The following is a 23932-nucleotide window of genomic DNA, read 5'->3' as shown; positions in this document are numbered from 1 at the left end:
TCTCCTTACCTTAACATTTTGATTAATATATTTTTTAAATCCCGTTGCCAATATTTCCATGTATGATTACCATTAAATTCATCATAATAATATTGCTTTATCTTCCCGATTAATTCGTTATTTAATGTTCGGTTTGGTGTTAAAAAGTCAGCAATTTCCCCATTTGTCATCGCCACTTTTGTTTCTTCTAGACCTATCGAATGAAATAGCTCAATAGATGAGTATTCATCTGCTCTGGATGCCCTTTCCAAGACAAGCTCATCAACATACGGAGATTGCATGATAACCGTATTAAATGTATGTGGATATTGTGATGCGATCATAAATGCTAGTGTTCCGGCTAACGAGTCGCCCATTAAAATACGCTTTACCGGTGTTATATGTAAATAATTCTCGACATAAGGTACAGCTTCTTTCACGAGAAATGTAATGTAGGCGTTGTTTTGTTTTCCATTAGGGTGATATTTTTCTCGTCGATCGTGCTTATCTTGATAATGAATCCCCATAAAAATAGTCGGTTCAATTTCCAACTCTTCATGTAATTGATCGCTTAATGTTGCGACTCGTCCCATTCTAAAATAATCATCACCATCATTCATGATGCACAATTGATAATCTTGAAACGCAGTAAATCCTTCTGGAAGGTACCATTTTATTTGGATTTTTTCGTTTAGCTCTTCACTTTCAATCGTTACATCTTCCATTGTTCCTTTACGTCCCACAGAAACTCCCCCTTATCATACAAGTATTTTAACAGGATTTTTCTTTATATGCATTATTTTAACAACCATCTTGAAATAGGGGCCATGGAGAGGCTTTGAATAGTAAGTGACAATAAAATTACAGTAAAGCTGATGCCGACAATTAACTCAGTGTGAACACTGTTAGAATTGATTGCGTGTAAAGTTAAAATTAAGAAGACAGACATCGATCCTTTTAATCCAGCCCAGGATAATAACATGTTCCAACGCCAAGAGAGCGGATCGATCATATTTGAGATAACATAGCAGATAATAAAACGGACAGCAATCATTAACAGAAAAATGATGCCAGCATATAACCAGTAATCCATTGCTAAATATTCCGTAACTTCGATGCCGATAACTAAAAATAATATTGCTAACAAACTATTCTCGATGATTTCCCAAAAACCATCTAAGGAATCTCGGATATGTGTCTCTTTTACTGCAAGCCCATAGGAAATAATCATGCCTCCAGCCACAGTAGCTAACACACCAGAAACATGTAGAGCTTCTGCAATGAGGAAAGAACCATATGCCAAAATAATACTCAGCATAATTTGATAGTTACGATAATGTGAATAATGAAAAATTTTATTGACGATAAAGCCACAAATAATACCGATCCCTATCCCTCCTAACGAGACAAACAAAAAGTCACCAATAAAAGTAAGTAATGAAAAGCCCTGTTCACGAGTAGCAATTGCAAATAATGTAGTAAATAGTACGATACTAGTTCCATCATTTAACATTGCCTCACCTTCAACCGCACTGGTAATCTGCTCATTTCCAGTTGTTTTTTTGATAATGGAAACAACCGATACAGGATCTGTAGGTGTCAGTATTGCCGCAAGGAGAAATGCACCTGTTATACCTATTGGAAGGATTACTGAAATAAGAAAACCTAATAGGAGCACAGTCAGGATAATGCCGATTGTGGCGAGCGAAATAATTAATCTAATATTTTGTCGAAATTTCTTAATAGGTAATTGATAAGCAGAGATAAACAATAACGCAGGTAAAAAGATATGATAAATAATATCCTCCGTTAGTTCAATGGAATCGAAAAAAGGGAAGAAAGCAAGTCCAATACCAAGCAAGACTAAAACTGTAGGAACTGGAAAATCCTCTTTCTTTGTATCAATTGCAAAAATAATATAGCCAATAAAAAGCAAAATCACTATTTGTTCAATCGACATTTTTCTCACCACCTATGTTGTAATCATTCCCATATTTTTCAACAAAAACACATGTATGTTTACTAATATTCAAGGTAAGCTAAGCAAAAAAAGGATGTGTGCTTAAATGAAGAAGCTATTTTTATTCTTCCTTCTTTTTACAATGATGACGCCGATGGTATTGGCAAATAGTCAAACTGCTCTGGTAACAGATGAATTATATAAGGATATGGAGGCATTAAAATATCCTAAAGTTTCCGAATTGGAAAAAACTGAGATGGAAGATAAAATCAATAAAACGTTTGAGAAATATATTAAAGCGTCATATAAAGAGTTAAAGGAAAATGAAAAGCAAGGAGAGAAGTACGATTTTCAAGCAGAGTATCAAACAGACTATCAAGTAAAATATAATCAATCCCCTAAATTGAGTATTTTAACGAGTAATTATATTTTCAGTGGCGGAGCACATGGTAATACTACTGTTGAATCCTTTAATTTTGATATAGATGAAGGAAGCAGAATATATTTAACCAATGTTCTGACAGACGAAGAGCAGATTAAAGCGGTTCGAGATTATGTATGGGAGTATGCGATTGAACGTCCAGACATTTTTTATCCGGATTTAAAAAAAGAAGATATAAACTTAACAAAGGATACTGCTTTTTACTTTACGGATGACGGTATTACGTTAGTGTTCCAGCAATATGAAATAGCGCCATATGTAGCTGGTAATCAGGAAATTCATATACCGCAGGAAATATATAAGTAAAACATGAGAAAATAATGGATAATGTCCGGTACCCTAACATATGAAGCTTAGTAGCACAAAACCTGGTCAATGGTTTTGTGCTACGTTTTTTTTAGTAGAAGTGAAGAAAATTCTATCTTTTTTGGGTGTTTCTTTTAAGGCAAAATATAGAGATCTATTTTCCGATCAAAGGAGAAATGATTGACATCAGGTACGAGATCCCATATATTTAATTATATCTATTAAAAAGACTCCGTAGCTCAGCGGGAGAGCACTTGCTTGACAGGCAAGGGGTCGGTGGTTCGAACCCACTCGGAGTCATCATCAACTCCTGGTTACAAGATGTAACTCAGAGTTTTTTCTTATTGTAGAAATCCTTCTTATCCTTGTTTACCAACAAGGAAACTCTTCCAACATATGTTGGAAGAGTTAGAGGAAATTAAAGTACTGAAACTGCTGGTAAGCATGTGATAGCACAGAAGCAAGTTAGGTCCACAGTGATACAGATTCCAGTACGTTCTAAATCTGCTACATCTTCACCGTCTAATTGATCACATGGATCGTCTCCTGCATCAGTGTCATCATTGAACACTAATAATTCTACTACAGCACAGCAGTCTTCTACTTTCTTTACACGAAAGATAAAGCTCTCCACACATTCAAACTGTGCTGTACCATTGTTTTCTACTCTTACACCGACACCTTGGAAAGGATTCCCCTTTTTGTCAAATAGGATAAAAGGAATTGTATCCAATCCATTTCCTGCAGTTGGTGAAACTAAGCTTTTGATGGAACGATGACAGCTAATGTCACACGCCTTATCTTGTACGTCATCCTGAGCCTCAGCGATAGCTTCTACAACTTCACATACACAATCATGGGTAGTACTCATATTGATTTCCACTCCTCTAATAATAGTTTTTCGTTAACCGTATTACGTTAACAATATAATTTATGTAATAGTTAAGCAGGTGTATGGTTGGATAGCTTGGTGCGTAAACACAAATATTGCCAGGATTATCTTAGAACAGTTGTGAAAGGGAAAGAGACCTTGAAAATCATGAAAAATAGGGCGAATAATTAGGTCGAAGATTTATGTTGGACCCTAAATACACACATAGATAAAGCATGGATGTTATATAAATGAACCACAAAAGCAAATCTTATTAAAGTAACATGATAAAATTACTGTAAGGATAACCACCAAGGTGGTGATACATGCAGGTTATAATAGCCGGAATCATTATCATTCTATCAATTGTAGCAGACTATTTTTGGTTTGACGTTAATAAAAAACGATGGGGGTGGAGGAGAGGCTGGTCCACACGCAATAAAGTACTATTCTTTTCTGGTTTTATAGTAGTATCAGCATTCATTTATTTTGGTTTAAGTAAAGACTATCTCAATTAGGAAAAGAGAATGAGACATAATCAGTTTTTTTCAGATCAAATACGAACGATGCAATACGTATTATTGCGCAATATAGGGATCCTTTTCACTAACTTACGTTTAGGAACATATTCCGCACTAACTTCTGTTGCTTCGTCGTAATTTTTGAGAGGCTATAGTTGCGTAACACGCTCCGGCTGTCCACTTTCCTTTCCCCAAGTTTTTGCCCCTCAGAAAGCGAAACGATCAGCCAGAGCAAATGCTTTCCACTCGATATTATAAATAAATAGGCAAATCCAAACGATTTCAAGGTCTATTTGAATAATCGTTTGGATTTTTGTGGTTATACATTTATTTTGTCCTCGTCTTTTTCCGGTAACTTAGTTTCATTTAATAAATTAATGTGAGAGTCTTTTTATTAAACGAATTAATCGCTCGCCAGAAGGTATGTCATAGTTATAACTTTGAGATAGAAAGTTGGCGATGGTCGTTGCAGCAGATGATTGTAATTGTTTGTTTGTAAAATAATCCGAGACTAATTGAGCTAATTGTTTAGGATTGGACTGTACAAGTTCCCCCATATTATCGTAATAACCAGTATAGCCTGGGAACGAGTTGTTTAAAATAAATACAGGCTTTTTAGCCAACATAGCTTCCAAAGCTACGGTGGAAGAATAAGAAACTACCACATCTGCAATGTCGAAAAGATCATAATGATGATATCCTTTAGAAGCATAGACAAATGAATGGTTGTTCAGAAGCGGATGATTTTCTTTATACCTGAAGTCTTTGATGATTACATTTACGTCATCTTTCAACTTTAAAAGGTCGAGGAATTCAGCCCATTCTTGATAGAGAAGCTGCCCACGAATAATCAGTAAGATAGTTTTCTTAGTTGGATCAATCCCAATTTTTTGTTTGATTACTTCTTGTTCTTCTCTCGGGGAATGGTTGATCAAATCAAACCTTGGATGCCCAATGATTTCTAATCCTTGTTTGTTTATCCCGCTCTTTTGATACCAATCAATTTCAAATTGGCCATAAACGGCATCGATATCGGCAATTTTTGGAAGATAACCGAATTCACTAGAAATGATTCCATGCTGCATACAAATGGTAGGAATCCCATATCCCGCTGCAACAAATACTAAAGTTCGGCTTTCCGGATAATGTGTGGAAGGGACAATTACGGTCGAAATAGGTAACGTTTTAAACAATTTTGCTGCTTCTTCAATCCGATTTACCGTTTTTGCTATTTGCATTAGTAACCTTTTTTGGAAGGTACTATCACGGTAGACTACATGCTCAGGAAATTCTGCTAAAATTTCCTGAGCCTTTTTTTGTAGACTATCTATATTTCCTTTAACATCTTTACTATAGTTGTCAAAGCTTTCTATTTTATAGTCTTTCAATCCGACGAGATATTGTTTTTCTTTCCTTTGAGGAGTAGGGTCTTGCAGGATGAGTGTTCTTGTTTTATCAAAATAGTGATAAAAGGTGTCATTCGGAAATCGTAAAAGGTCATATACATCATGTAAGATTATTGTGCCATTGACATTTTTCTTAAAGGGTCTTTGAATGGTGGCTTTCTTCTTACTAAAAATTTGCTGAATTTCTGATAAGTTGTTTATTGGATGTTTAAGAGAGGTGGTATATGCCGGATCATGTAATAACTTGTTCAATATCTTATTACCTCTGATTAAGCTGCCATAGTGGAAAAGATAAACTAATGGATACCCTTTGTATTCTAACTCCGAAAAGTCATCAAGAAGCTCTAGATAAACCGTCCAATAATTCTTTCGATAGGTATGCATTCATAAGCTCCTTTTCAAAATAATGAACTGTTTGTTTATCATTAGGAATGGGTGTTTCTATTAATAACTAGTAAGCTGAAATATAAAAACAGACTCAAGAATATGTTAAGAGGATAATAGGCTGAAATTCAATTAAACCATCATATTTACTCTCTATATATATTCAAAAAAAGAAGATCGGTGAAAAATACGAGATTGATGCTCATAACATTTCACAAGACAAGCTACATTCAACAATAAAGAGTAATTCCGCCACTTCAACATTTTCCTTTCACATTGATGAGAATAACGGATAAATTTCTGGTTACCATAAGAATAGCTTACTCTTTATAAAACTGTTGGAAGACCAAAAGGCAACTAATACATATGTTAAAAAAATTCTCATGGAGGGCTGGTTCCAATGTCTAAACAACGTAAAAAGGAAAAACCTAATTATGCTCCTACAAATCCGGATAAGAAAATATCAGATGACCAAAAAAGAGGAAGAGGTAAATCGCCTTCACGTGGCAATCCGTTATAAAGTAGAATTTAGCAATTAGGAGGGAAGAGAGTAGAATCGATACTCTCTTTTTTTCTATTTGCCCCAAATAATTCAGCCAGTTTCCAGCTACTTAAAGAAAGGATCATCAATTCCACTCTTTTCCTATGATATCTATTACATCCATCCTGGTTATTGGAACATATATTAGGATATAGTTTCATTTCATGACTTTGAAAAGAGGGGGGGTTCTTCGATGCCATGTTTACCTGGTTACCGATATTGTGGTCCTGGCTGTAGTGGACCTGGTGCGCCATTAAATCCATTAGATGCGCTATGCAAGCAGCATGATGATTGCTACCGAAGACACGGATCACATCGATACTGTGATGAGATATTCCTAAGAAAATTGCAACCATACATCTATCGGAGAGATAAGATCGGCAGGGATGCATCTCTTATGTATCGAGTTATGTCACTTAAAAGCTTGTTGTAATACTAACAACATGCTTCTACGTATTATAAATACGTTTCATAACTGTGTGAACGGCTAACTATATAACGTTCAGGTATTACTATTACTGCCTATTTAATTTTTTTCTTATCTCTACCAGCTGATCCTTTTTAGATGTATAACTCTTTATAGTTATGATAGTACAGGGAGTCCATCGACACTTTAAAAATCACGGACTCTGTTAGCAGTCATTTCAGCAGAATGAACTTCATAATGTTGTTTTGAAATCGAGCTATCGCCTCCGCTAGTGCCCAATTCCCCTAGACATTTACCCAATTATGATGTAGGTGAATATGATGTAAGAGGGCGAGAGGTGATTATTTTGATCAAGTTGTATAAAAATGACATAGATAAGCGTGAATTATTGGATCCTTGGCAAGAAACAATGATTAGACGATTTAAAGAAAAAATGTTGGATAAAGAGAAACCATTCCCATGTATACCAGCAACAATTGGCTTCGCTTTAGATCAGCTAAGATATGGTTTTTTGGGCGTTCCAACGGAAGAACAAACGATGCAAGAGCTTGCTGCATTATTAGGTATTTATTCGAAACATGCAAGAGAATTTGGTGATTATACTTCTCTGATTGTATTTTATAAAATACCTGAGGAACAGAAGAAAAGCTATACAGTTGAACAATATGAACAGTTATTCTGGGAGCAGCTCAGTAATCTGCGAATTTATGATAGTGAAGAATGGCCAAACGATATACCGGTCGATCCACATCATCACTTGTGGGAGTTTTGTTTTCATGGAGAACGGTATTTTATATATTGTGCAACCCCTTCACATAAACAGAGAAACAGTAGGTCTTTCTCTACCTTTATGTTAGCTATAACTCCAAGATGGGTATTTCAAAACTTTAATGAATGGAAACATGCGGAAAAAATAATAAAACAAGTGAGGAGAAGAGTACAAAATTATGATTCCGTTCCGATTCATCCAGAATTAAAATCGTATGGGGAACATAATAATTTTGAGTGGAAACAGTATTTCTTACGAGATGATAATCAGAATTTATCCAAATGTCCATTTCATATTAAAAAACAATGATCTTGTTACTTTCAGAAATAGAAGTACTAGCTTGAACAATTTAGCGGATAATTATAAAGTAGATATATGAAACTATTAAGATATCGAAAAATACGTAGATGAGAAAGCGAGGAACTTTAAATGGACAGACCAGAAAAAAAGGAATACGCAGATTACTATGCACCTTACGTAGCAATGGTTCCAGAAGGGAATATTACGAATATATTAGAAGAACAAAAAGAATCGGTAGTAAAGAAGCTTAGAAATATTACAGAGATCCAGGCTGGCTTTCGTTATGCACCTGAAAAATGGAGTATTAAAGAAGTGATCGGACACTTAACGGATACAGAACGTTATATGGCTTATCGTCTTTTTTGTATAGCACGTGGGGAAAAGAAAGGCCTACCTGGCCATAATGAGAATGATTTTGTCAAAGAGGCAAAGTTTGATCGTTATGCTGTTACGACACTTTTAGATGAATATGAATTAGTTCGAAATGCGACAATACAGTTACTGAAAAACTTACGCAAGGATGTCACGACTAATTGGGGCAATGCGAATGGATATCCGGTAACAGTCAGAGCATCTGCATACATTATTGCAGGTCATGAACTTCATCATATGAATATCTTATCAGAACGTTATTTCCAGAAAGATGCCTTTCCTCGTTGAAATAAGTGACTATCGTTTTTGCAAATTTTTCGCAAGTGTTTTCTGAATAAGGACCCAATTTCATTACATACACTAGTTAGGAATACGTACAAAGGAGAGAAGCTAAGTGGATAAAATTGGTCATCATCAAACACTTGCTTGGCATGAAACGTTGGAAATTCATGAATTAGTAGCATTTCAAGCCATTGGATTAATGAAATTAAAAATGGGCTTACAACATATTGAAGATTCTGCGTTACAAACGATCTATTTGCAAACGATAAAGGAACTGGAAATGAATTTGAATGAGCTACTACAATTCTATCCTTATGCGCCACATCCAGGTTCATCCAGTGATTATCGTATTTCAGACAGTTTTTATGCAGGGGATTTATTAGCTTTTGCTAAGACAGCAGTAAGAAATTACGGTATTGCTATTACGGAGGTTGCGACACCGTTAGTAAGAAATGTATTAAAGAAACAAATGAACATGGCTGTTGCCAGTCATGAACGAATCTATACCTATATGTATCAAACCGGTCATTATCCGTCATATAATTTAGAACAGCTGTTACAACATGATATTGTTCTGGCAAGAAAAGCGATGTCGATGTAGTACCGCTAATAATAGGAGAAAACGCTTGAAATAGTAGACGGTGTTTAGTCCCAGTTACGTGGGAAATCATGGTGAGCTAACACTTTGATTAGCATCGCTAACCCAAACCCACTGCGGAGGGAAGGCTTACTTTATCAAGCGTTTTGTATTGTTATCATTCACTCCATTTTCTTGGACTCCAAATCGTTCCTTCCATTTCGCCCTCCATCTGATCCATTCGTTTTGCTTGTTCTTTAACGATCTCCTGGGTGGCTTTAATTAGTGTACGTTGATAGTAATCATCTGTTTTGTTAAAAACATGTTTTAATTGTTCTAGGATCCATTCATTTTCTTCCATTATTTATACCTCCTATTCAAGAAACATATCATCTAACACCATTTTCAATTCATCCATTCTGTCACGATTTGCTTGAATTCGCTCAATTGCATACATGATTGTATCTTTATCGGAAGTAGACAGAGTCACTTGGTGAAGCTGTTCTATCAGCCATTTTTCTCTGCTAGCTAAACTAATATCTCTTTCCATTGTGAGCATCTGCCAATAATTGATTAAGGTATCCATTTTCTGTTGTTCTTCCATATAAAAAAATTGAAAAATTGATAATGGCCTAAGGTAAATCATGCCTAATTTATGTGCCATTGCTTGATAGGGCTTTGTAAGTTCACTAATGGTAAAAAGCTCTTCACCACCTGCTTGATATTCCTTTTCAGCGACACCTATCATCATAATCAATCCAAATTCTTTTCCAGCAAGTGGCTTCTTTCTTGTGCCATAACCAAAGCCTTCACTTAAAACGTCATCCTGCCATTTTTTTAGAAGAGGTGTAGCACTATACCAATAAAAGGGAAACTGAAAAATAATCCGGTCATGTTTCCTTAATAACTCCTGTTCTTTCACTATGTCAATTTTACCTTCTGGATATACACTTTCGAGGTGGTGAATCGTTATCATTTCTTGATTTTTAATAGAGCTTAAGAAATATTGTTGACTGCCGGAATCGATAATATCTGGATGAGATACAATTAGAAGAGTTCTCAAGATTACACTCCTTTTTGCATAATTATTACTCATGGTACTGATCGTTAGCAAAACTGCTATTGAGAGCATTACACTTTATCGAAATGCTACTTTTCTTATCTATTCCTTTTATGTAGTAAAATCATGCATGTTTCTGTGCTAAATATTCTTAAGAGAATTGCCCCGCTATAACAACATGTATAGCAGGGCTTGCTAGTAGTTTCTATTTGGTGAAATACTTCCATCAGCTCCCGAGATAGGTCAATCTGTTGGCATGATACATGACTCTCTTTAAGAGATAATTGTTATTATCTTGCCAACAGGAAACTAAATCTCACGAAGGGAAGGAGATACCTTGCCAACAAAACACAATATCTCGTGAACAGGGCTCACTATCCTGGCAACAATACAAGATGGGCAATTATACGGCTGGTAACTTGTTACTCGCACCTTGTTGCATTTTATACATCTGATGGTAGTTGCCACACTGTTCGAGAAGCTCCTCGTGTGTACCTTTTTCGATTATTTTTCCTCGTTCTAGCACAATAATCTGGTCTGCATGTTGAATAGTTGATAATCGGTGTGCAATGACCAACATCGTACGTCCTTTTGCCAGTACTTTCATTGCCTCCTGGATCATTCCTTCTGTTTCAGTGTCTATATTCGCAGTGGCTTCATCCAGTATTAAGATAGCAGGATCAAAGGCTAATGCTCTAGCGAACGACAGTAACTGGCGCTGCCCGGTTGAAAATTGGCTACCATTTTCCCCGACAGGTTCATCGTACTGTTTTGGTAACTTTTCAATGAATTGATTAGCACCTACCGCTTTTAGTGAAGCAATTGCCTTTTCCCTCGAAATAGAAGGATCATTTAACGTAATATTCGAAAGGACTGTACCGGTAAAAATAAAAGGATCCTGGAGTACGATACCAATATGATGACGGACCTGTTGGCGTGAAAGTGTTGATGTATCAACTCCATCTATTTTAATGGTACCTTTTTGATGATCATAGAATCGAAATAATAAATTCATAATCGAGCTCTTACCAGATCCGGTATGTCCGACGAATGCAGCTGTTTGACCTGGTTGTACATGAAAGCTGACATTTTGTAAAATATAGTTATCGTTTTCATAAGCGAAACTAACATTATCAAATTGCACGTCACCGTAAATTCTGTTCATTTCGATTTTTTCGATTTTTTCACCTTTTTCATCTAGCAATTCAAAAACTCTTGCGCCAGCAACTCTAGCTTGTTCTAATTGTGGTAGTTGATTAACAATTTGCGTCATCGGTTCAAATAAACGGGTAAGATAATCTACAAAAGCATATAATACCCCTGCTGTAATTATCGTTTCTCCTGATAACGAATGAGAACCAAAAAACCAAATAAATGCAACAAAAGCAATACCTCTTAGTGCATTAACGAGATTGAAGGAAGTTAATGCGGAGAGAACGATCATTTTCTTTTGATAAACATAATGGCGTGTATTTAATTGTTCGAATTCGTCCTGTGTTTCCTTCGTCCGACGAAATGCTTGAATAACAGGCATTCCTTGAATGGATTCATTTATGGACGCATTAATTTCACTATTAGTAGAGCGGATGACACGGTTATATTTTCCAGCATATATTTTAAATAGTTGCATCCATATAAACAAAAGTGGTACCACGATTAAACAGATAGCTGCTAACGTCGAATTCAATAAAAAGAGCGCGATGAAAATACCTGTCATATAGATAAATCCATTTACAAAGGTTTCGAGCACTTTTACATATAATTCTTTGATTGCTTCTGTGTCGTTGGTAACCCTTGCGACAATCTTTCCAGCCGGCCTTTTCACAAAATAATTCATTGGTAGCTGTTCAATATGTTCGAATACATCATTTCGCATTCGTTGAATAATCTTGTTAGCTGACACCTGTAATAAATATGTTTTCAAATATTGAAAGACGGAAGCAATTAATATCAGTCCTAAATATAATCCAAGTAACAATATAATGGGATGAATTTCAGGCTGAAAAAATGTATAAAGGTCACTAACTTTTAATTGAAAACCGGATACCTGCTCTGTTGTATTGTTGTAACTGATAGTAATGGTATCATCATTTACCGTTTGGACCAAGCTGTTCGCAGGGACTTCGTCATTAATCAAGTAATAATCTTTCTCCGATTGCAAAAGTGTATGCTGACTAATGACGTGATCATCATTTGTCAGACGATCAGCCCGTTTCAGAAAGGTACCGTTTAATTCCACGGTATCGGCATCCTTCTTCTCAGTGATCTGTGTCCAATTAGTTTGAATACCGACAATATGATTATCAATGACCCTTTTGGCAATAAAAGGTCCAGTAAGCTCTAATCCAACCGCGACGATCAAACAAAGCAATCCGATGATAATATATTTCTTGTTTGATAATGCATATTGAAATAGTCTTTTTTCGGTAGAGGGCTTCATTATTTCACCTCATTTTCCATTTGTTGAATGTTATATTGTTGTTGATACCACCCTTTTTGCTGCATCAACTCTTCATGTGTGCCATGCTCTTTGATTCTTCCATCCTCTAGGACGATGATTTGATCAGCATGCTTTACGGCTGACAATCTGTGAGCAGCAATTAACGTTGTTTTTCCTTGTCGTTCCTTTCGTAGGTGAGTGATGATATTTGCTTCGGTTTTCCCATCGACCGCTGATAATGAATCATCCAAAATTAAAATTTCTGGATCCATAAGCAATGCTCTTGCTAAAGATACTCTTTGTTTTTGACCACCAGATAAGGTAACACCACTTTCGCCAACGAGTGTATCTAATCCCTTTGGAAGGGCTTCAATATCCTCTTTTAAAGAGGCTGATTCGAGAACATCATTGATGTCATCGATCGATTTTTCTCCGCATCCAAATAGAAGATTTTCTTTTACCGTTTTCGAGAATAGAACATGCTCTTGTGGCACATAGCCAATCCAGCTTCTAGTCGTATCAAGCGTAAACCGATCGATGGAAATGTTATTGACGGTAAGTTTACCTTTTGGAGGCAAATATTCTCTAAGTAATTGTTTAAAAAGGGTTGTTTTCCCTGCACCAGTCTTACCGACAATACCGATTGTTTCACCACGCCTGATACAGAGGTTAATACCTTCTAACTGCTTACCCGTTGTTTCAGGATAGCTAAAAGATACATCGTGGAATTGAATAACATCAGGTATTTGTACAAATTCAGGCTTTGCTGGATCTTGTACATCGGCTTCTTGCCTGAGTACATTATCGACACGATCAATGGAGGCATTACCACGCTGCATCACATTGATTAATTCACCAATTGCAAACATTGGCCAGATTAACATACCTAAATAGACGTTAAACGTGACAAGATCTCCAAGTGAAATACGATTTTCAAATACCATCATGGCGCCATATCCTAAGCCAATCGTATAGGAAATACCAACCAATATGTTGATTGTCGGTTCAAAGAATGCTTCCATTTTGGCAACAGATTTATTTTTTTGAAATACTTTTTCAGTCATCCCGGAAAATCGTTGAAAATCTTGTTTTTCCTGAACAAATGCACGTGTTACTCGAACACCTCTTACGGATTCTAACGTATAATTGTTCAGCTCACTAAATGCTGATTGTGCTGCCATAAAACGTTGATGAATGACTGTTCCATACTTTTGAATGATAAAGGCCATAAGCGGCATTGGTAATAGTGCAGCAAGTGTCAATTGCCAGCTGATTGTAAAACCCATCATTAAGATAATCAGTAGCATAAAGACGGTAGAATCTACTAAAGTAAGAATTCCGAAACCGGCCGTCATCATTATTGCCTTTAAATCATTAGTAGAACGGGCCATTAAGTCACCTGTACGATTTTTACTATAAAATCTTGGACTCATTTTGAGAAAATGGCTCATTAAATTGGAGCGCATTTTTCTTTCTAACAATAAGGAACCACCAAAGAGGTTGTAATCCCAAAGAAACATAATCGCATAACTAATGACAATTAAACTAATAAAAATAAAAATAATCTCCGTTAATCTTGTTGCTGTCAGTTCGTTGTATTGAATGGCATCAATTGTCATACCGACTAATTTTGGTGGAATTAAGTCGATAAAACTGACAATAATTAAGGCTGTTATCGCAATGGTGTAGCGGAGCCAATGCTCTTTAAAAAACCAAGACAATTTGTTAAATACGGAAAACATTTTCTATCTCCTTTCTGCAGTAACATCTCTTATTTCTTAAGTGCTACTACCCACCGTCTATCCTTTTTATTTTGTTCGGAGCGATTTGTAGCATTTTTCTTTCCTCCTTGTCATGTCATTTATTTGCATTAAAAACAAAAAAGCGTATACGTTCCTGACGTATACGCTAAAAAGAAAAACTAATAGCAAGTGAATGCTGCTATCTTACATGATAGCAACAAAAAAGAATCACGAACGAGTCCGTGATTCTTTCATCAATGTAAAATTTAAATGAAACGTTACATGCTAATCGTTTTCATTGGAAAGGAAGTCACGGCATTTTTATTATGAAATTGTGTTGAGATAACCAAGTTAATAGTTGGATGTTTACGATTCATTTTGCCGCACCTCCTTTATGGTAATTTTTTTCAATGCTCAATAATTATATATTCAAAAAATTTAGACGTCAATAGAATGGACGTAAAATTTTCCATTATTAAGAAAAATCGTGCTCTAAAAGAGGTGCTTTGTTTTGTAATTGCTATTTCATTATGAAATTTAGGTGAATCAAATTATCATCCCATTATACTTCTAATGGTGGAATATCAATTGGTTATATCTGTTTTAAGAGAACCATTATCCATATATTTTTTTACGCATTGTAAATGCCAGATAATCTATTGCCTTTTGTAATGATTCAACCATTGCCATATTGCTCAACTCTTTGGATTTAATTATAAAGCTTTCATTATCTGAAAACCTGTCATTTTTTGCTTTAATAGAACTGAATTGGAAAAAATTTGTCATGGCACTAGCTAAGAATTCCTTGTTGAATCGAATAATTCTTAACATCTCTTCTCGATTCCCTTCATGAATATCATGGAAATTGCCATACATGCGTATTATTTAGCTTTTAACAATTACAAAAGCAGTATCCATTATTTTCTTTTTTGGTGCCATTGCTAGTTCCTTCGTTTTTATAGTAAGTATAATTATGGTATCAAATGAATGGAAGGAGTTAAGATAATGATAACACCAAAGACTAATTTAACTCTTTGGTGTTTTTTGTATTAGCACATGAAAAAAGCAATCTATAAGAAAGTTCCAGATTGTATTCATAGTAGAATAGACAAAAATCAAAGGAGAAAAAGATGAGAAAAGTAATATATTCCCAAATGGTATCAGTAGATGGCTTTATTGAAGATCAATACGGAAATATTGATTGGAGCAAACCGGATGAAGAAGTGTTCCAGCATATTATCGACCACGAAAAATTGTTTGATACACATCTTTATGGTAGGAAAACATATGAAAATATGGCTGATCATTGGCCATATGTGGTGGACGATCCAGAAAGCAGCACCAAGGATAAAGAGTGGGCACGGATGTGGGTCGACATTAAAAAGATTGTTTTCTCCAATACATTAACTAAAGCAGAATGGAACAGTAAAATAGTAAAAGATAACCTCCGAGAGGAAATGGAGAAAGAAAAGGCATTACCTGGTAAAAACTTGTTGCTTGGAGGGGCGACAATAGCCAACACTTTAACGGAATTAGATGTAATCGATGAATATTGGCTTTATGTTCATCCTGTTACCCTTGGAAGTGGAAAATCAATGTTCCACCAAATGGTCACATTGCAATTATTAGAAACGAGAGCTTTTCCGTCTGGAATTGTGTTTTTAAGGTACCAGAGGGGAAGCAATTAAAATGAGGAAAATCATCAGTCAGATGATGGTAACAGTAAATGGGTTGATCGAGGGTACTAATCAGGAGTTAGATTGGCATGTAGTCGATTCCAAATATCATCAATATAATGATCAACTTTTCCAACAAGTTGATACATTCTTATTTGGTAGAGTTACCTATCAGCATATGGAATCTTTTTGGCAATCATCTATTGCTTATGAGAAATTTCCGAATACAGCTGAAAGGATGAATCAAAATGCCAAACTTGTTATCTCCAATACATTAAAGCAGGTAAACTGGCAAAATACTAGATTGATCAATGGAAATGATCTTGAAAAGAGAATAAAGCAATTAAAAGAGAAAAACGGAAAAGATATGTTAGTGTTGGGGAGCTTGGAATTGGTGTCAGTGTTAACGGCGTATGGACTAGTTGATGAATATCATCTAATTATCAATCCAGTCGCTTTAGTTGATGGTAAGCGATTATGGAGTGAAATTAGCCGTCCGATAGTGTTAGAGCTCATTGATAGCCGAGTATTCCATTCAGGGAATGTGTTATTACGCTATCAGCCTAGCGATATTAAATACGAATATTTTTGGGGATAATTACGATATAATTCGTGATTTAATGAAAAATTTATCAAAATACCTTGAAAACTAGTAATAACGTGTTACAATATAAAAATAAAATTTTTATAGGATTCACTCGTATAATCGTAGGGATATGGCCTACAAGTTTCTACCAGATTGCCGTAAATAATCTGACTATGAGTGAGCAATGCACGTTATGGCATAGAGAAATATCCAATAACGAACTATACCCAAAGATCATTGCTCATCTCATTAGGTGAGTATCGATCTTTGGGTTTTTTATGGTTTATTTTAAAAAAGGGGTGACGAGCATGGAAAGACTACAGCAGAAAATAATGAAAGAAGGACTAGCACTTTCGGAAACAGTACTAAAAGTCGATAATTTTTTAAATCATCAAATAGATCCACAATTAATGCATGAGGTTGGTAAGGAATTTGTGAAACGATTTCGTAATAAGCAAATTACGAAAATCGTAACAATAGAATCATCAGGAATAGCTCCTGCTGTTATGACGGGATTAATCTTAGGGATACCCGTTATTTTTGCCCGTAAGAAGAAATCTCTCACATTAACAGAGGGATTAATCACTTCTTCAGTTTATTCATTTACAAAACAGGAAACAAACGATATCTCTATTTCAGAGAAATTTTTGCGTCCAGAAGATCATGTTTTAATTATTGATGACTTTCTTGCAAATGGACAAGCAGCATTAGCGTTAATCGATATTGTAGAAAAAACGAAAGCGCAAGTATCAGGTGTTGGAATTGTGATTGAGAAAGCATTTCAGGATGGGGGAGAGATTTTACGGAGTAAAGGCTATCACATAGAGTCATTAGCAAGAATAAAATCGCTGAAAAATGGCAAGATTGAATTTGTCAACGAGAAGGAGCATACACAATGAACTTAACGAAAGGTAAAATGGCATCATTAGGTTTTCAACATGTTTTAGCGATGTATGCTGGGGCCGTCATTGTACCATTAATTGTTGGTGCAGGTATCGGCTTAACCAATGAACAGCTTACGTATTTAATATCGATTGATATTTTAATGTGTGGGGTAGCAAGTATCCTGCAAGTTTGGAAAAATAAATTTACTGGGATAGGTTTGCCGGTTGTTTTAGGTTGTACCTTTACAGCAGTTGGTCCAATCATTGCGATTGGCAATCAATATGGCATTACGTCCGTATACGGAGCCATTCTCGTATCTGGATTAGTCGTCGTCTTCATTGCGAGATTCTTTAGTAAGCTGATCAAGTTTTTCCCTCCTGTTGTTACTGGTTCGGTTGTTACAATTATCGGTATTACCCTAATTCCGGTGGCAATGAATGATTTAGCTGGGGGAGAGGGAAGTGCTGATTTTGGTAGCTTCACTAACTTAGCATTAGGCTTTGGTACATTACTTGTTATTTTATTAATTTTTCGTTTTGGTAAAGGATTTATCCAGGCAATCGCTATCTTACTTGGGATTTTACTAGGAACGGTAATGGCCTATTTTATGGGAATGGTAGATTTAGATCCTGTAGCAGAAAGCACTTGGTTCCATTTTCCGACACCGTTCCATTTTGGAACACCGGAGTTTCATTTAACTCCCATTCTGACAATGACATTAGTTGCAATTGTTAGTTTAGTAGAATCAACAGGTGTGTACTTCGCATTAGGAGATATTTGTGATAAGAAGCTAGAAGATAAAGATTTGGAAAAAGGTTATCGAGCAGAAGGCGTTGCCATTATTTTTGGTGGTATATTTAATTCTTTTCCATATACAACCTTTTCACAAAATGTCGGACTTATTCAATTATCAGGGGTACGAACTAATAATGTGATTTACACAGCTGGAGTCATGTTAATTTTACTTGGTCTCGTACCAAAAATCGGAGCATTAACCTTGGTTATCCCTAGCGCTGTTTTAGGTGGGGCAATGGTCGCAATGTTTGGTATGGTTATTGCTTATGGGATAAAGATGTTAAGTAATGTCGATTTTTCTTCCCAACATAATTTATTAATCGTTGCATGTTCTGTAGGAATGGGGTTAGGTGTTACGGTTGTACCGGAAATCTTTGCGACCTTACCGGCAAGTTTACAAATATTAACGGAAAGTGGCATTGTAATTGGAAGCTTGACCGCAATCTTTTTAAATATTATTTTTAATTTTAAAAAGACTAATCAAAAGAAATTAGCAGATGCTAATAAAGCAGCATAAAGAAGAGCCAGCATGTAGTGAATGATATGCTGGCTTTTTCAGTTACATAAGTTATTTTGAACGATTGATGTTTCGATTTAGTAGAATAGTGATATTGTACGAGCAAGATTAGTAGATTTATCTGAGATAATCAACAAATCGAATAAGGCCATCCGAAGATTTGTTTAAAAAAAGGGGATAATCAACAAATCGAATAAGGTCGTCTGAAGATTTGTTTAAAAAAAGAGGATAATCAACAAATCCAATAATAACCCCTGAAGATTTGTTTAATAAATCAGAATAATCAATTAGTCTAGGCTAGAACGAAGGGCTAATCCTAATTATGAAGTTTTCGCCTGTCCCCACACTTAAGAAATAATTTTACCTGGTGCAGGTGAAGTTGGATGTGGTGGTACAAAATTTTTGGATATATATTGCTGAATTGCTTGTGCAACTGTCATTTTTTGTCTCTTGAGACCTTGATTGCCAAACAACACATTAAATTCTAATATATAATATTTACCTTCACTTACTACTATATCAAATCCAGCATGATTAATATTTAATAGATTAGCAATCTTCAAGACTAATCTTAATGCATCCTCAGGAATTAATTGATGACTAACCTCTCCACCTTTTGCTACATTATGAAGAAATTCCCCTTCTTGTCCAATTCGCCAATAAGCGTCATAAATTTGATCCCCTACAATACAGACACGTAAATCTCTTCCATCATTTGGCAAATATTCTTGCACATAGAGTATTTCGTTATGATGAGCGTAATCGATAAATTGGACATCATTTTCGATGAGAAAGACTCCTCTCCCCATTGAGTTTTTCGCTTCTTTCGCAACAAACGGGAAAGGAAAAGTTGCTAATACATCAGCAATGTTACCATCTGTATTTGCCAGTATTTCAGTATATGGTACATGCTCTTTGGCAACCGCCCATAATGCACGGGTCATTTCAATTTTGTTTGCTCCAATTTGCATTGTTTCAATACTTGGGAATATTTGTTTTTTTAATCCATAAACAAGTGTCGGAACTTGCCATGTTTCAGGAAACAGCACAACATCTGCTTCTTTAATGACATCGATCTCATTAAACATATGTTCCGGTTTAATATAACGTACTCCTGGAATTCCAATTGTTCGAAAAGCATTAAATGAAACTAGTTTCATATTTACATTTCCCCATCTTTTGTTTTCATTATTATATTAGCATGAATTTGAAAAAAAGCGAGGTTTTTTTCAAGGTTCAAAAATTTGGAATTAACAAAGCTAACACGTTATCATATTTATAAGAACCTATATCTTTTAAGGAGTGAAATAATGCTAAAGAAAGTGATGAGCTTTTCAGTATTTGTTCTAATTTTCATTACTGCTTGCTCCCAAGACGATCAACCACACAGTTCCGATGAACCGGAGAACGAAGACCAACTAGTAACAACGGATGCATCAGAAGAAGAGGAAGTAATCGCAGAAAATCTTCAAATTCCATGGGCAATAGCAAAGAATGATGATACGTTTTATCTGTCCGAAAGACCAGGAGCTATTGTAAAGATAGAAAATGGACAAGTAAATAGACAAAATGTAGATCTTGAAAAAGAGTTAGCGGATGCCTCAGAGGCAGGTCTCCTTGGCTTTGTATTGGATCAGGACTTTTCCGAATCAAATCTGGCATATGGTTATTACACATATGAAGATGATGCAGGGCAATTTAACCGGATTGTGACCCTTCGTTTAAATGGGGATACATGGACAGAGGAAGAGGTGCTATTAGATAAAATACCAAGTGGTACCTATCATCATGGAGGAAGATTAAAGATCGGGCCTGATGATAAACTGTATGCTACTGCTGGAGATGCATCTGATCCCGCTATTGCCCAGGAAGTTGAATCGTTAGGTGGAAAGATCTTGAGAATGAATCTGGATGGCTCGATACCTGAAGATAATCCTTTTGAAGATTCATATATCTATAGTCTAGGACACCGTAATCCGCAAGGCTTGACCTGGTCTGAAGATGGTACATTATATGCTAGTGAGCATGGTAATAGTGCAAATGATGAAATTAATCAAATTGCAGCTGGTCAGAATTATGGCTGGCCAATCATTGAAGGAAATGAAGAGCGAGAAGGTATGCTCTCTCCTTTATTTACTTCAGGATCAGATCAAACGTGGGCTCCTTCCGGTATGACTTATCATGATGGTAAATTATATGTAGCTGCTTTGAGAGGATCTGCAGTATTGGCATTTGATCTGGAAACAGGGGAGCAAAATGAGGTTATTTCTGACCTTGGTAGAGTCCGAGATGTGTTAATTGATGAGGACAATTTATATGTTATTACGAATAATACCGATGGGCGTGGAAATCCAGCAGATACGGATGACATACTTTATAAGCTCCCCCTAAAAGATTTAAATGGAATATAAGAAGAGGGCCATAGACTTAGCTAATAGTCATTTTTTCGACTCAACGAATTTTCACAATAATGAATTTATAACTATTGTAAAAAAGCTCTTTTCCGAATTCGGAAAAGAGCTTTTTAGCGGACTATTGAGCTGAAAGATCTTCTATTTGTGCTGGTGATAGTTCTCCATCGAAAATTTGCAGGTCATCAATAAAACCTTTAAATGGTGAGTCCCAGTGGTTTACACCAAGACTGAAATCAGCATCAGCATTTGTGAATACATCTGGGAAGTTAGATCCGGAGAACTCTTCTTCACCATTTAAGTATAGCTTAACCGAACCGTTATTGACGGAAAACACTACATGTGTCCACTCGTTCGTATTAATCGTGTAGCTAGCTGGAGCGTCATACCATGCTTCACCTGACCAGAGCATTGTTCTGTTTCCAGCAGGTCCTTGTGGTACCAAACTGATCCAACTGTTAGGCTCTCCACCGAAGAACGTGGTCGTATAAGTGGTCAGTTGTTCAGGTTTGACCCAGAATGATACGGAATACTGATGGTTCGTTATCAGATTATCGGGCAATAAGACCCCAGATTCTCCATCTAAATAGAGCGCTTCTCCGTGCACACCTTCTCCATAGGAAATGGATCCCCCGGTATTGGTAATACGATCGCCTGTTATACTGCCACTACCGAAATCACCATATTGATCTGATAAATCTCCATCAAATGGAAAATGGCTAGTCAATTCAGCGTTTTGATAGGGTAGTACTGTAATTGCAAAAGTTTTTGTAGCTGTAGCCTCTCCCATTGTAATAGTAGCCGTTAACATTGCATTTAGTGGGCCAACTTCTTCTGAGGGACGATTAATCTCTCCAGTATTTGAAATGACAGACTCGTCCGATGTTTCCCAGCTAATAGTTGCGCCGTTTGCACCTACTACCGGTAGCACCAAATTATTTACTACTTCGTTGGTATTGCCTAAATCAAGCTCTTCTTCAATTGCCTTTACTACTTCAGCATCAGATCTATTTTCTTGCTTACTGCCCCAAATGGCAATCCCTTCATCGGACATTGCTGTAAAAGTCATCACATATTGCTCAGATATTTCATCCCATTGCGGAACAAATACACCTTTGTATCTTTCACCATCAAGTGTAATTTCTGCTTTGTTAGGTCCTGTTTTCTTCCAGGTACCTTCTACTGCACCAGTTACTTTGTTGTTTTGCTCAAGTGTTACATACTCGGAAGTTTCTATTGCATCAGAGTATTCATTTCCGTGATTAATAAGTTTGTACAAACCTTCTATATCCTTTTTATTTACCTTTTCAAGTTCCTTGCCAGTATAACGGTAAGGTGATACCACTGGCCAATTGTCTTCATTCATAAAAATGGAATGGATTCTCATTTCATGTACTTCACCTTGATTAGGAAAACGAGTATGGAAGACTAGTAGCTGTTCACCTGTTTCGTCGTCTAAATAAACAGAATTGTGGCCTGGGGATACATATCCAAAGCCATCACCATAACCAGGTTCACCAACTTTTCGATCAAACATAAAGTTCCCCATTATTTTATTGCCATAGGTATGGTTAGAAACATTCCCAGGAAGTACAGCATCTTGACCTTTAGCATCCACATATGGTCCCTCGGGATCCGTTGCCCTAAAAACTCTCATATTATATCCGCCGTCTGCACCTAACCAGCCATATGTTACATATAAATAGTAATAATCGGCTTTCTCATCGTATACGATATACGGCCCTTCACCTGATTGAGTATAGCCACCGGCGATTTTCGTTCCAAAGTACCGGTCGATCATTCTGCCATCATCCGTTTCACCGTCTTCACCAGGATAAATAACCTGACCTGTTTCTTTATCTATTTCGAGCAGGAATATACCACCAGACCATGATCCATAGCTCATCCAAAGCCTGTCATTCTCATCATAGAACAGGTTGGCATCAATTGCATTAGGGTACATCGTATTATTAAATGATCCATTACTATTAAACCAGTTCTCATTTTCTTCTACTAATATTCCTTCATCAATCAAGTCCGGTATATTCGTATTTTCCCATTGCTTATTAACTGTACTGTTATTATCATAGGCTTCCTCTTCTGTGAAGCCTGAATAAACGACAGTATCCACATATTCATATGGCCCTTCAATATCCTTTGCAACAGCATAGCCGATTGCAGAGCGAATGTAGGTCGAGGATGCACTATAATAGATCATGTAAGCTCCTTTGGAACCATCTTCATTGATATAATCTTCATTATAGAAAATATCTGGTGCCCATACTGCAAATCCACCATAGCTATCCGCATCATTTTCACCAGCCCACTCAAACGAACCAGCCAAATTTTCAGAGAGGTCGCCATATAACGCGTTACCAGGTGTAGTATAACCATTTGTGAATCTTTCCCAACTCATCAAGTCTGTAGATTTTGCTGCTTCAATATGGGTACCAAAAGCATAGAAAGTATCGCCATCTTTAATAATGGAAGGATCATGTACCGATACGTTTTCAAAATGAGGTACAGGACCTGCTAAAGGCTGTCCAGGTTTATTGCCCTTATACGATTGTTCTTGATTGGATGCTGCCAATCCAATTGCTGGAACTAACATAAAAAAGACTAGCGTGATAACTAATTTACTACTGATAGATTTCATGAAAACTCTCCTTTCAAAATGGTCAAA

The 23932-nt window shown here is 36.2% G+C and carries 22 protein-coding genes, 1 tRNA gene and 1 riboswitch; of the genes, 12 read left to right on the top strand and 11 right to left on the bottom strand.

Features of this window, described 5'->3' with window-relative positions; genetic code table 11:
- Nucleotides 1–5 precede the first annotated feature (5 nt).
- Nucleotides 6–722, bottom strand: coding sequence for an alpha/beta hydrolase (locus ACTNEP_RS00645; protein ID WP_441159609.1), 717 nt, complete (start codon nucleotides 720–722; stop codon nucleotides 6–8).
- A gap of 53 nt (nucleotides 723–775) precedes the next feature.
- On the bottom strand, nucleotides 776–1939 hold the full coding sequence (locus ACTNEP_RS00640; RefSeq protein WP_441159608.1) for a cation:proton antiporter: 1164 nt from the start codon (nucleotides 1937–1939) through the stop codon (nucleotides 776–778).
- A 106-nt stretch (nucleotides 1940–2045) separates the two neighbouring features.
- Between ACTNEP_RS00640 and ACTNEP_RS00635 the strand changes: the two genes are divergently transcribed.
- Both ACTNEP_RS00635 and ACTNEP_RS00630 read left to right on the top strand, forming a co-directional pair.
- Nucleotides 2046–2687, top strand: a complete 642-nt coding sequence (locus ACTNEP_RS00635; protein ID WP_441159607.1) for a DUF3298 and DUF4163 domain-containing protein — start codon at nucleotides 2046–2048, stop codon at nucleotides 2685–2687.
- A 228-nt stretch (nucleotides 2688–2915) separates the two neighbouring features.
- A tRNA-Val gene (locus tag ACTNEP_RS00630) sits at nucleotides 2916–2987 on the top strand.
- Between the two features lie 118 nt (nucleotides 2988–3105).
- Here the strand turns inward: ACTNEP_RS00630 and ACTNEP_RS00625 are convergent.
- The gene (locus ACTNEP_RS00625; protein WP_441159606.1) at nucleotides 3106–3558 is read right to left on the bottom strand and encodes a CotY/CotZ family spore coat protein; all 453 of its coding nucleotides are present in this window, start codon (nucleotides 3556–3558) and stop codon (nucleotides 3106–3108) included.
- 326 nt (nucleotides 3559–3884) lie between these two features.
- Here ACTNEP_RS00625 and ACTNEP_RS00620 point away from each other — a divergent pair, with 326 nt between their 5' ends.
- Nucleotides 3885–4076 (top strand): hypothetical protein, encoded by a 192-nt coding sequence (locus ACTNEP_RS00620; protein WP_441159605.1) that lies wholly within the window; start codon nucleotides 3885–3887, stop codon nucleotides 4074–4076.
- A 377-nt stretch (nucleotides 4077–4453) separates the two neighbouring features.
- Here ACTNEP_RS00620 and ACTNEP_RS00615 read toward each other — a convergent pair whose 3' ends face one another.
- Nucleotides 4454–5869: a CDP-glycerol glycerophosphotransferase family protein gene (locus ACTNEP_RS00615; protein WP_441159604.1), complete on the bottom strand. Its 1416-nt coding sequence runs from the start codon at nucleotides 5867–5869 to the stop codon at nucleotides 4454–4456.
- 734 nt (nucleotides 5870–6603) lie between these two features.
- Between ACTNEP_RS00615 and ACTNEP_RS00610 the strand changes: the two genes are divergently transcribed.
- From ACTNEP_RS00610 to ACTNEP_RS00595, 4 genes are all read left to right on the top strand, one after another.
- A complete protein-coding gene (locus tag ACTNEP_RS00610) occupies nucleotides 6604–6843 on the top strand; it encodes a Parvovirus coat protein VP1-like protein (RefSeq protein WP_441159603.1) in 240 nt (79 codons plus the stop codon).
- Between the two features lie 340 nt (nucleotides 6844–7183).
- Nucleotides 7184–7915, top strand: coding sequence for a YqcI/YcgG family protein (locus ACTNEP_RS00605; protein ID WP_441159972.1), 732 nt, complete (start codon nucleotides 7184–7186; stop codon nucleotides 7913–7915).
- 120 nt (nucleotides 7916–8035) lie between these two features.
- Entirely contained in the window at nucleotides 8036–8566 is a 531-nt protein-coding gene (locus ACTNEP_RS00600; protein ID WP_441159602.1) for a DinB family protein, read from the top strand.
- A gap of 115 nt (nucleotides 8567–8681) precedes the next feature.
- Nucleotides 8682–9161, top strand: coding sequence for a spore coat protein (locus tag ACTNEP_RS00595; protein ID WP_441159971.1), 480 nt, complete (start codon nucleotides 8682–8684; stop codon nucleotides 9159–9161).
- A gap of 154 nt (nucleotides 9162–9315) precedes the next feature.
- Here the strand turns inward: ACTNEP_RS00595 and ACTNEP_RS00590 are convergent, their stop codons facing one another.
- The 5 genes from ACTNEP_RS00590 to ACTNEP_RS00570 all read right to left on the bottom strand — a co-directional run bounded on the left by ACTNEP_RS00590 (nucleotide 9316) and on the right by ACTNEP_RS00570 (nucleotide 15210).
- Nucleotides 9316–9498, bottom strand: a complete 183-nt coding sequence (locus tag ACTNEP_RS00590) for a hypothetical protein (RefSeq protein ID WP_441159601.1) — start codon at nucleotides 9496–9498, stop codon at nucleotides 9316–9318.
- A 12-nt stretch (nucleotides 9499–9510) separates the two neighbouring features.
- Nucleotides 9511–10200: an NAD(P)H-dependent oxidoreductase gene (locus ACTNEP_RS00585; protein ID WP_441159600.1), complete on the bottom strand. Its 690-nt coding sequence runs from the start codon at nucleotides 10198–10200 to the stop codon at nucleotides 9511–9513.
- Between the two features lie 400 nt (nucleotides 10201–10600).
- Entirely contained in the window at nucleotides 10601–12637 is a 2037-nt protein-coding gene (locus ACTNEP_RS00580; RefSeq protein ID WP_441159599.1) for an ABC transporter ATP-binding protein, read from the bottom strand.
- A complete protein-coding gene (locus tag ACTNEP_RS00575; RefSeq protein ID WP_441159598.1) occupies nucleotides 12637–14379 on the bottom strand; it encodes an ABC transporter ATP-binding protein in 1743 nt (580 codons plus the stop codon). The genes ACTNEP_RS00580 and ACTNEP_RS00575 overlap by 1 nt, the downstream gene beginning before the upstream one ends.
- 615 nt (nucleotides 14380–14994) lie before the next feature.
- Nucleotides 14995–15210 (bottom strand): hypothetical protein, encoded by a 216-nt coding sequence (locus ACTNEP_RS00570; RefSeq protein ID WP_441159597.1) that lies wholly within the window; start codon nucleotides 15208–15210, stop codon nucleotides 14995–14997.
- A gap of 299 nt (nucleotides 15211–15509) precedes the next feature.
- On the opposite strand from ACTNEP_RS00570, the gene ACTNEP_RS00565 reads away from it, so the two are divergent.
- The 4 genes from ACTNEP_RS00565 to ACTNEP_RS00550 all read left to right on the top strand — a co-directional run bounded on the left by ACTNEP_RS00565 (nucleotide 15510) and on the right by ACTNEP_RS00550 (nucleotide 18838).
- The gene (locus ACTNEP_RS00565; protein WP_441159596.1) at nucleotides 15510–16067 is read left to right on the top strand and encodes a dihydrofolate reductase family protein; all 558 of its coding nucleotides are present in this window, start codon (nucleotides 15510–15512) and stop codon (nucleotides 16065–16067) included.
- Between the two features lies 1 nt (nucleotide 16068).
- Nucleotides 16069–16653: a dihydrofolate reductase family protein gene (locus tag ACTNEP_RS00560; protein WP_441159595.1), complete on the top strand. Its 585-nt coding sequence runs from the start codon at nucleotides 16069–16071 to the stop codon at nucleotides 16651–16653.
- Between the two features lie 80 nt (nucleotides 16654–16733).
- A riboswitch (purine riboswitch) is annotated at nucleotides 16734–16835 on the top strand.
- Between the two features lie 114 nt (nucleotides 16836–16949).
- Nucleotides 16950–17540 (top strand): xanthine phosphoribosyltransferase, encoded by a 591-nt coding sequence (locus ACTNEP_RS00555; protein ID WP_441159594.1) that lies wholly within the window; start codon nucleotides 16950–16952, stop codon nucleotides 17538–17540.
- Nucleotides 17537–18838: a nucleobase:cation symporter-2 family protein gene (locus ACTNEP_RS00550; RefSeq protein WP_441159593.1), complete on the top strand. Its 1302-nt coding sequence runs from the start codon at nucleotides 17537–17539 to the stop codon at nucleotides 18836–18838. The genes ACTNEP_RS00555 and ACTNEP_RS00550 overlap by 4 nt, the downstream gene beginning before the upstream one ends.
- A gap of 347 nt (nucleotides 18839–19185) precedes the next feature.
- Here ACTNEP_RS00550 and ACTNEP_RS00545 read toward each other — a convergent pair whose 3' ends face one another.
- Complete coding sequence (locus ACTNEP_RS00545) at nucleotides 19186–19998, bottom strand: ATP-grasp domain-containing protein (protein ID WP_441159592.1); 813 nt, start codon at nucleotides 19996–19998, stop codon at nucleotides 19186–19188.
- Between the two features lie 150 nt (nucleotides 19999–20148).
- Between ACTNEP_RS00545 and ACTNEP_RS00540 the strand changes: the two genes are divergently transcribed.
- Nucleotides 20149–21249: a PQQ-dependent sugar dehydrogenase gene (locus tag ACTNEP_RS00540; RefSeq protein WP_441159591.1), complete on the top strand. Its 1101-nt coding sequence runs from the start codon at nucleotides 20149–20151 to the stop codon at nucleotides 21247–21249.
- Between the two features lie 121 nt (nucleotides 21250–21370).
- On the opposite strand, the gene ACTNEP_RS00535 is transcribed toward ACTNEP_RS00540, so the two are convergent.
- On the bottom strand, nucleotides 21371–23905 hold the full coding sequence (locus ACTNEP_RS00535; RefSeq protein ID WP_441159590.1) for a LamG-like jellyroll fold domain-containing protein: 2535 nt from the start codon (nucleotides 23903–23905) through the stop codon (nucleotides 21371–21373).
- Nucleotides 23906–23932: the final 27 nt, after the last annotated feature.

Source organism: Gracilibacillus sp. HCP3S3_G5_2 (assembly GCF_052063305.1).
Taxonomy (GTDB): Bacteria; Bacillota; Bacilli; order Bacillales; family Amphibacillaceae; genus Gracilibacillus.
This window is presented reverse-complemented; position numbering and strand designations above follow the sequence as displayed.

Excerpts from the sequence above, each read along its gene's own strand:
- ACTNEP_RS00565 (WP_441159596.1), top strand. The coding sequence starts at position 15,510 with ATGAGAAAAGTAATATATTCCCAAATGGTATCAGTAGATGGCTTTATT.
- ACTNEP_RS00615 (WP_441159604.1), bottom strand. The coding sequence starts at position 5,869 with ATGCATACCTATCGAAAGAATTATTGGACGGTTTATCTAGAGCTTCTT.
- ACTNEP_RS00535 (WP_441159590.1), bottom strand. The coding sequence starts at position 23,905 with ATGAAATCTATCAGTAGTAAATTAGTTATCACGCTAGTCTTTTTTATG.
- ACTNEP_RS00635 (WP_441159607.1), top strand. The coding sequence starts at position 2,046 with ATGAAGAAGCTATTTTTATTCTTCCTTCTTTTTACAATGATGACGCCG.
- ACTNEP_RS00570 (WP_441159597.1), bottom strand. The coding sequence starts at position 15,210 with ATGTTAAGAATTATTCGATTCAACAAGGAATTCTTAGCTAGTGCCATG.
- ACTNEP_RS00610 (WP_441159603.1), top strand. The coding sequence starts at position 6,604 with ATGCCATGTTTACCTGGTTACCGATATTGTGGTCCTGGCTGTAGTGGA.
- ACTNEP_RS00640 (WP_441159608.1), bottom strand. The coding sequence starts at position 1,939 with ATGTCGATTGAACAAATAGTGATTTTGCTTTTTATTGGCTATATTATT.
- ACTNEP_RS00575 (WP_441159598.1), bottom strand. The coding sequence starts at position 14,379 with ATGTTTTCCGTATTTAACAAATTGTCTTGGTTTTTTAAAGAGCATTGG.
- ACTNEP_RS00580 (WP_441159599.1), bottom strand. The coding sequence starts at position 12,637 with ATGAAGCCCTCTACCGAAAAAAGACTATTTCAATATGCATTATCAAAC.
- ACTNEP_RS00590 (WP_441159601.1), bottom strand. The coding sequence starts at position 9,498 with ATGGAAGAAAATGAATGGATCCTAGAACAATTAAAACATGTTTTTAAC.
- ACTNEP_RS00620 (WP_441159605.1), top strand. The coding sequence starts at position 3,885 with ATGCAGGTTATAATAGCCGGAATCATTATCATTCTATCAATTGTAGCA.
- ACTNEP_RS00555 (WP_441159594.1), top strand. The coding sequence starts at position 16,950 with ATGGAAAGACTACAGCAGAAAATAATGAAAGAAGGACTAGCACTTTCG.
- ACTNEP_RS00550 (WP_441159593.1), top strand. The coding sequence starts at position 17,537 with ATGAACTTAACGAAAGGTAAAATGGCATCATTAGGTTTTCAACATGTT.
- ACTNEP_RS00600 (WP_441159602.1), top strand. The coding sequence starts at position 8,036 with ATGGACAGACCAGAAAAAAAGGAATACGCAGATTACTATGCACCTTAC.
- ACTNEP_RS00540 (WP_441159591.1), top strand. The coding sequence starts at position 20,149 with ATGCTAAAGAAAGTGATGAGCTTTTCAGTATTTGTTCTAATTTTCATT.
- ACTNEP_RS00545 (WP_441159592.1), bottom strand. The coding sequence starts at position 19,998 with ATGAAACTAGTTTCATTTAATGCTTTTCGAACAATTGGAATTCCAGGA.
- ACTNEP_RS00625 (WP_441159606.1), bottom strand. The coding sequence starts at position 3,558 with ATGAGTACTACCCATGATTGTGTATGTGAAGTTGTAGAAGCTATCGCT.
- ACTNEP_RS00560 (WP_441159595.1), top strand. The coding sequence starts at position 16,069 with ATGAGGAAAATCATCAGTCAGATGATGGTAACAGTAAATGGGTTGATC.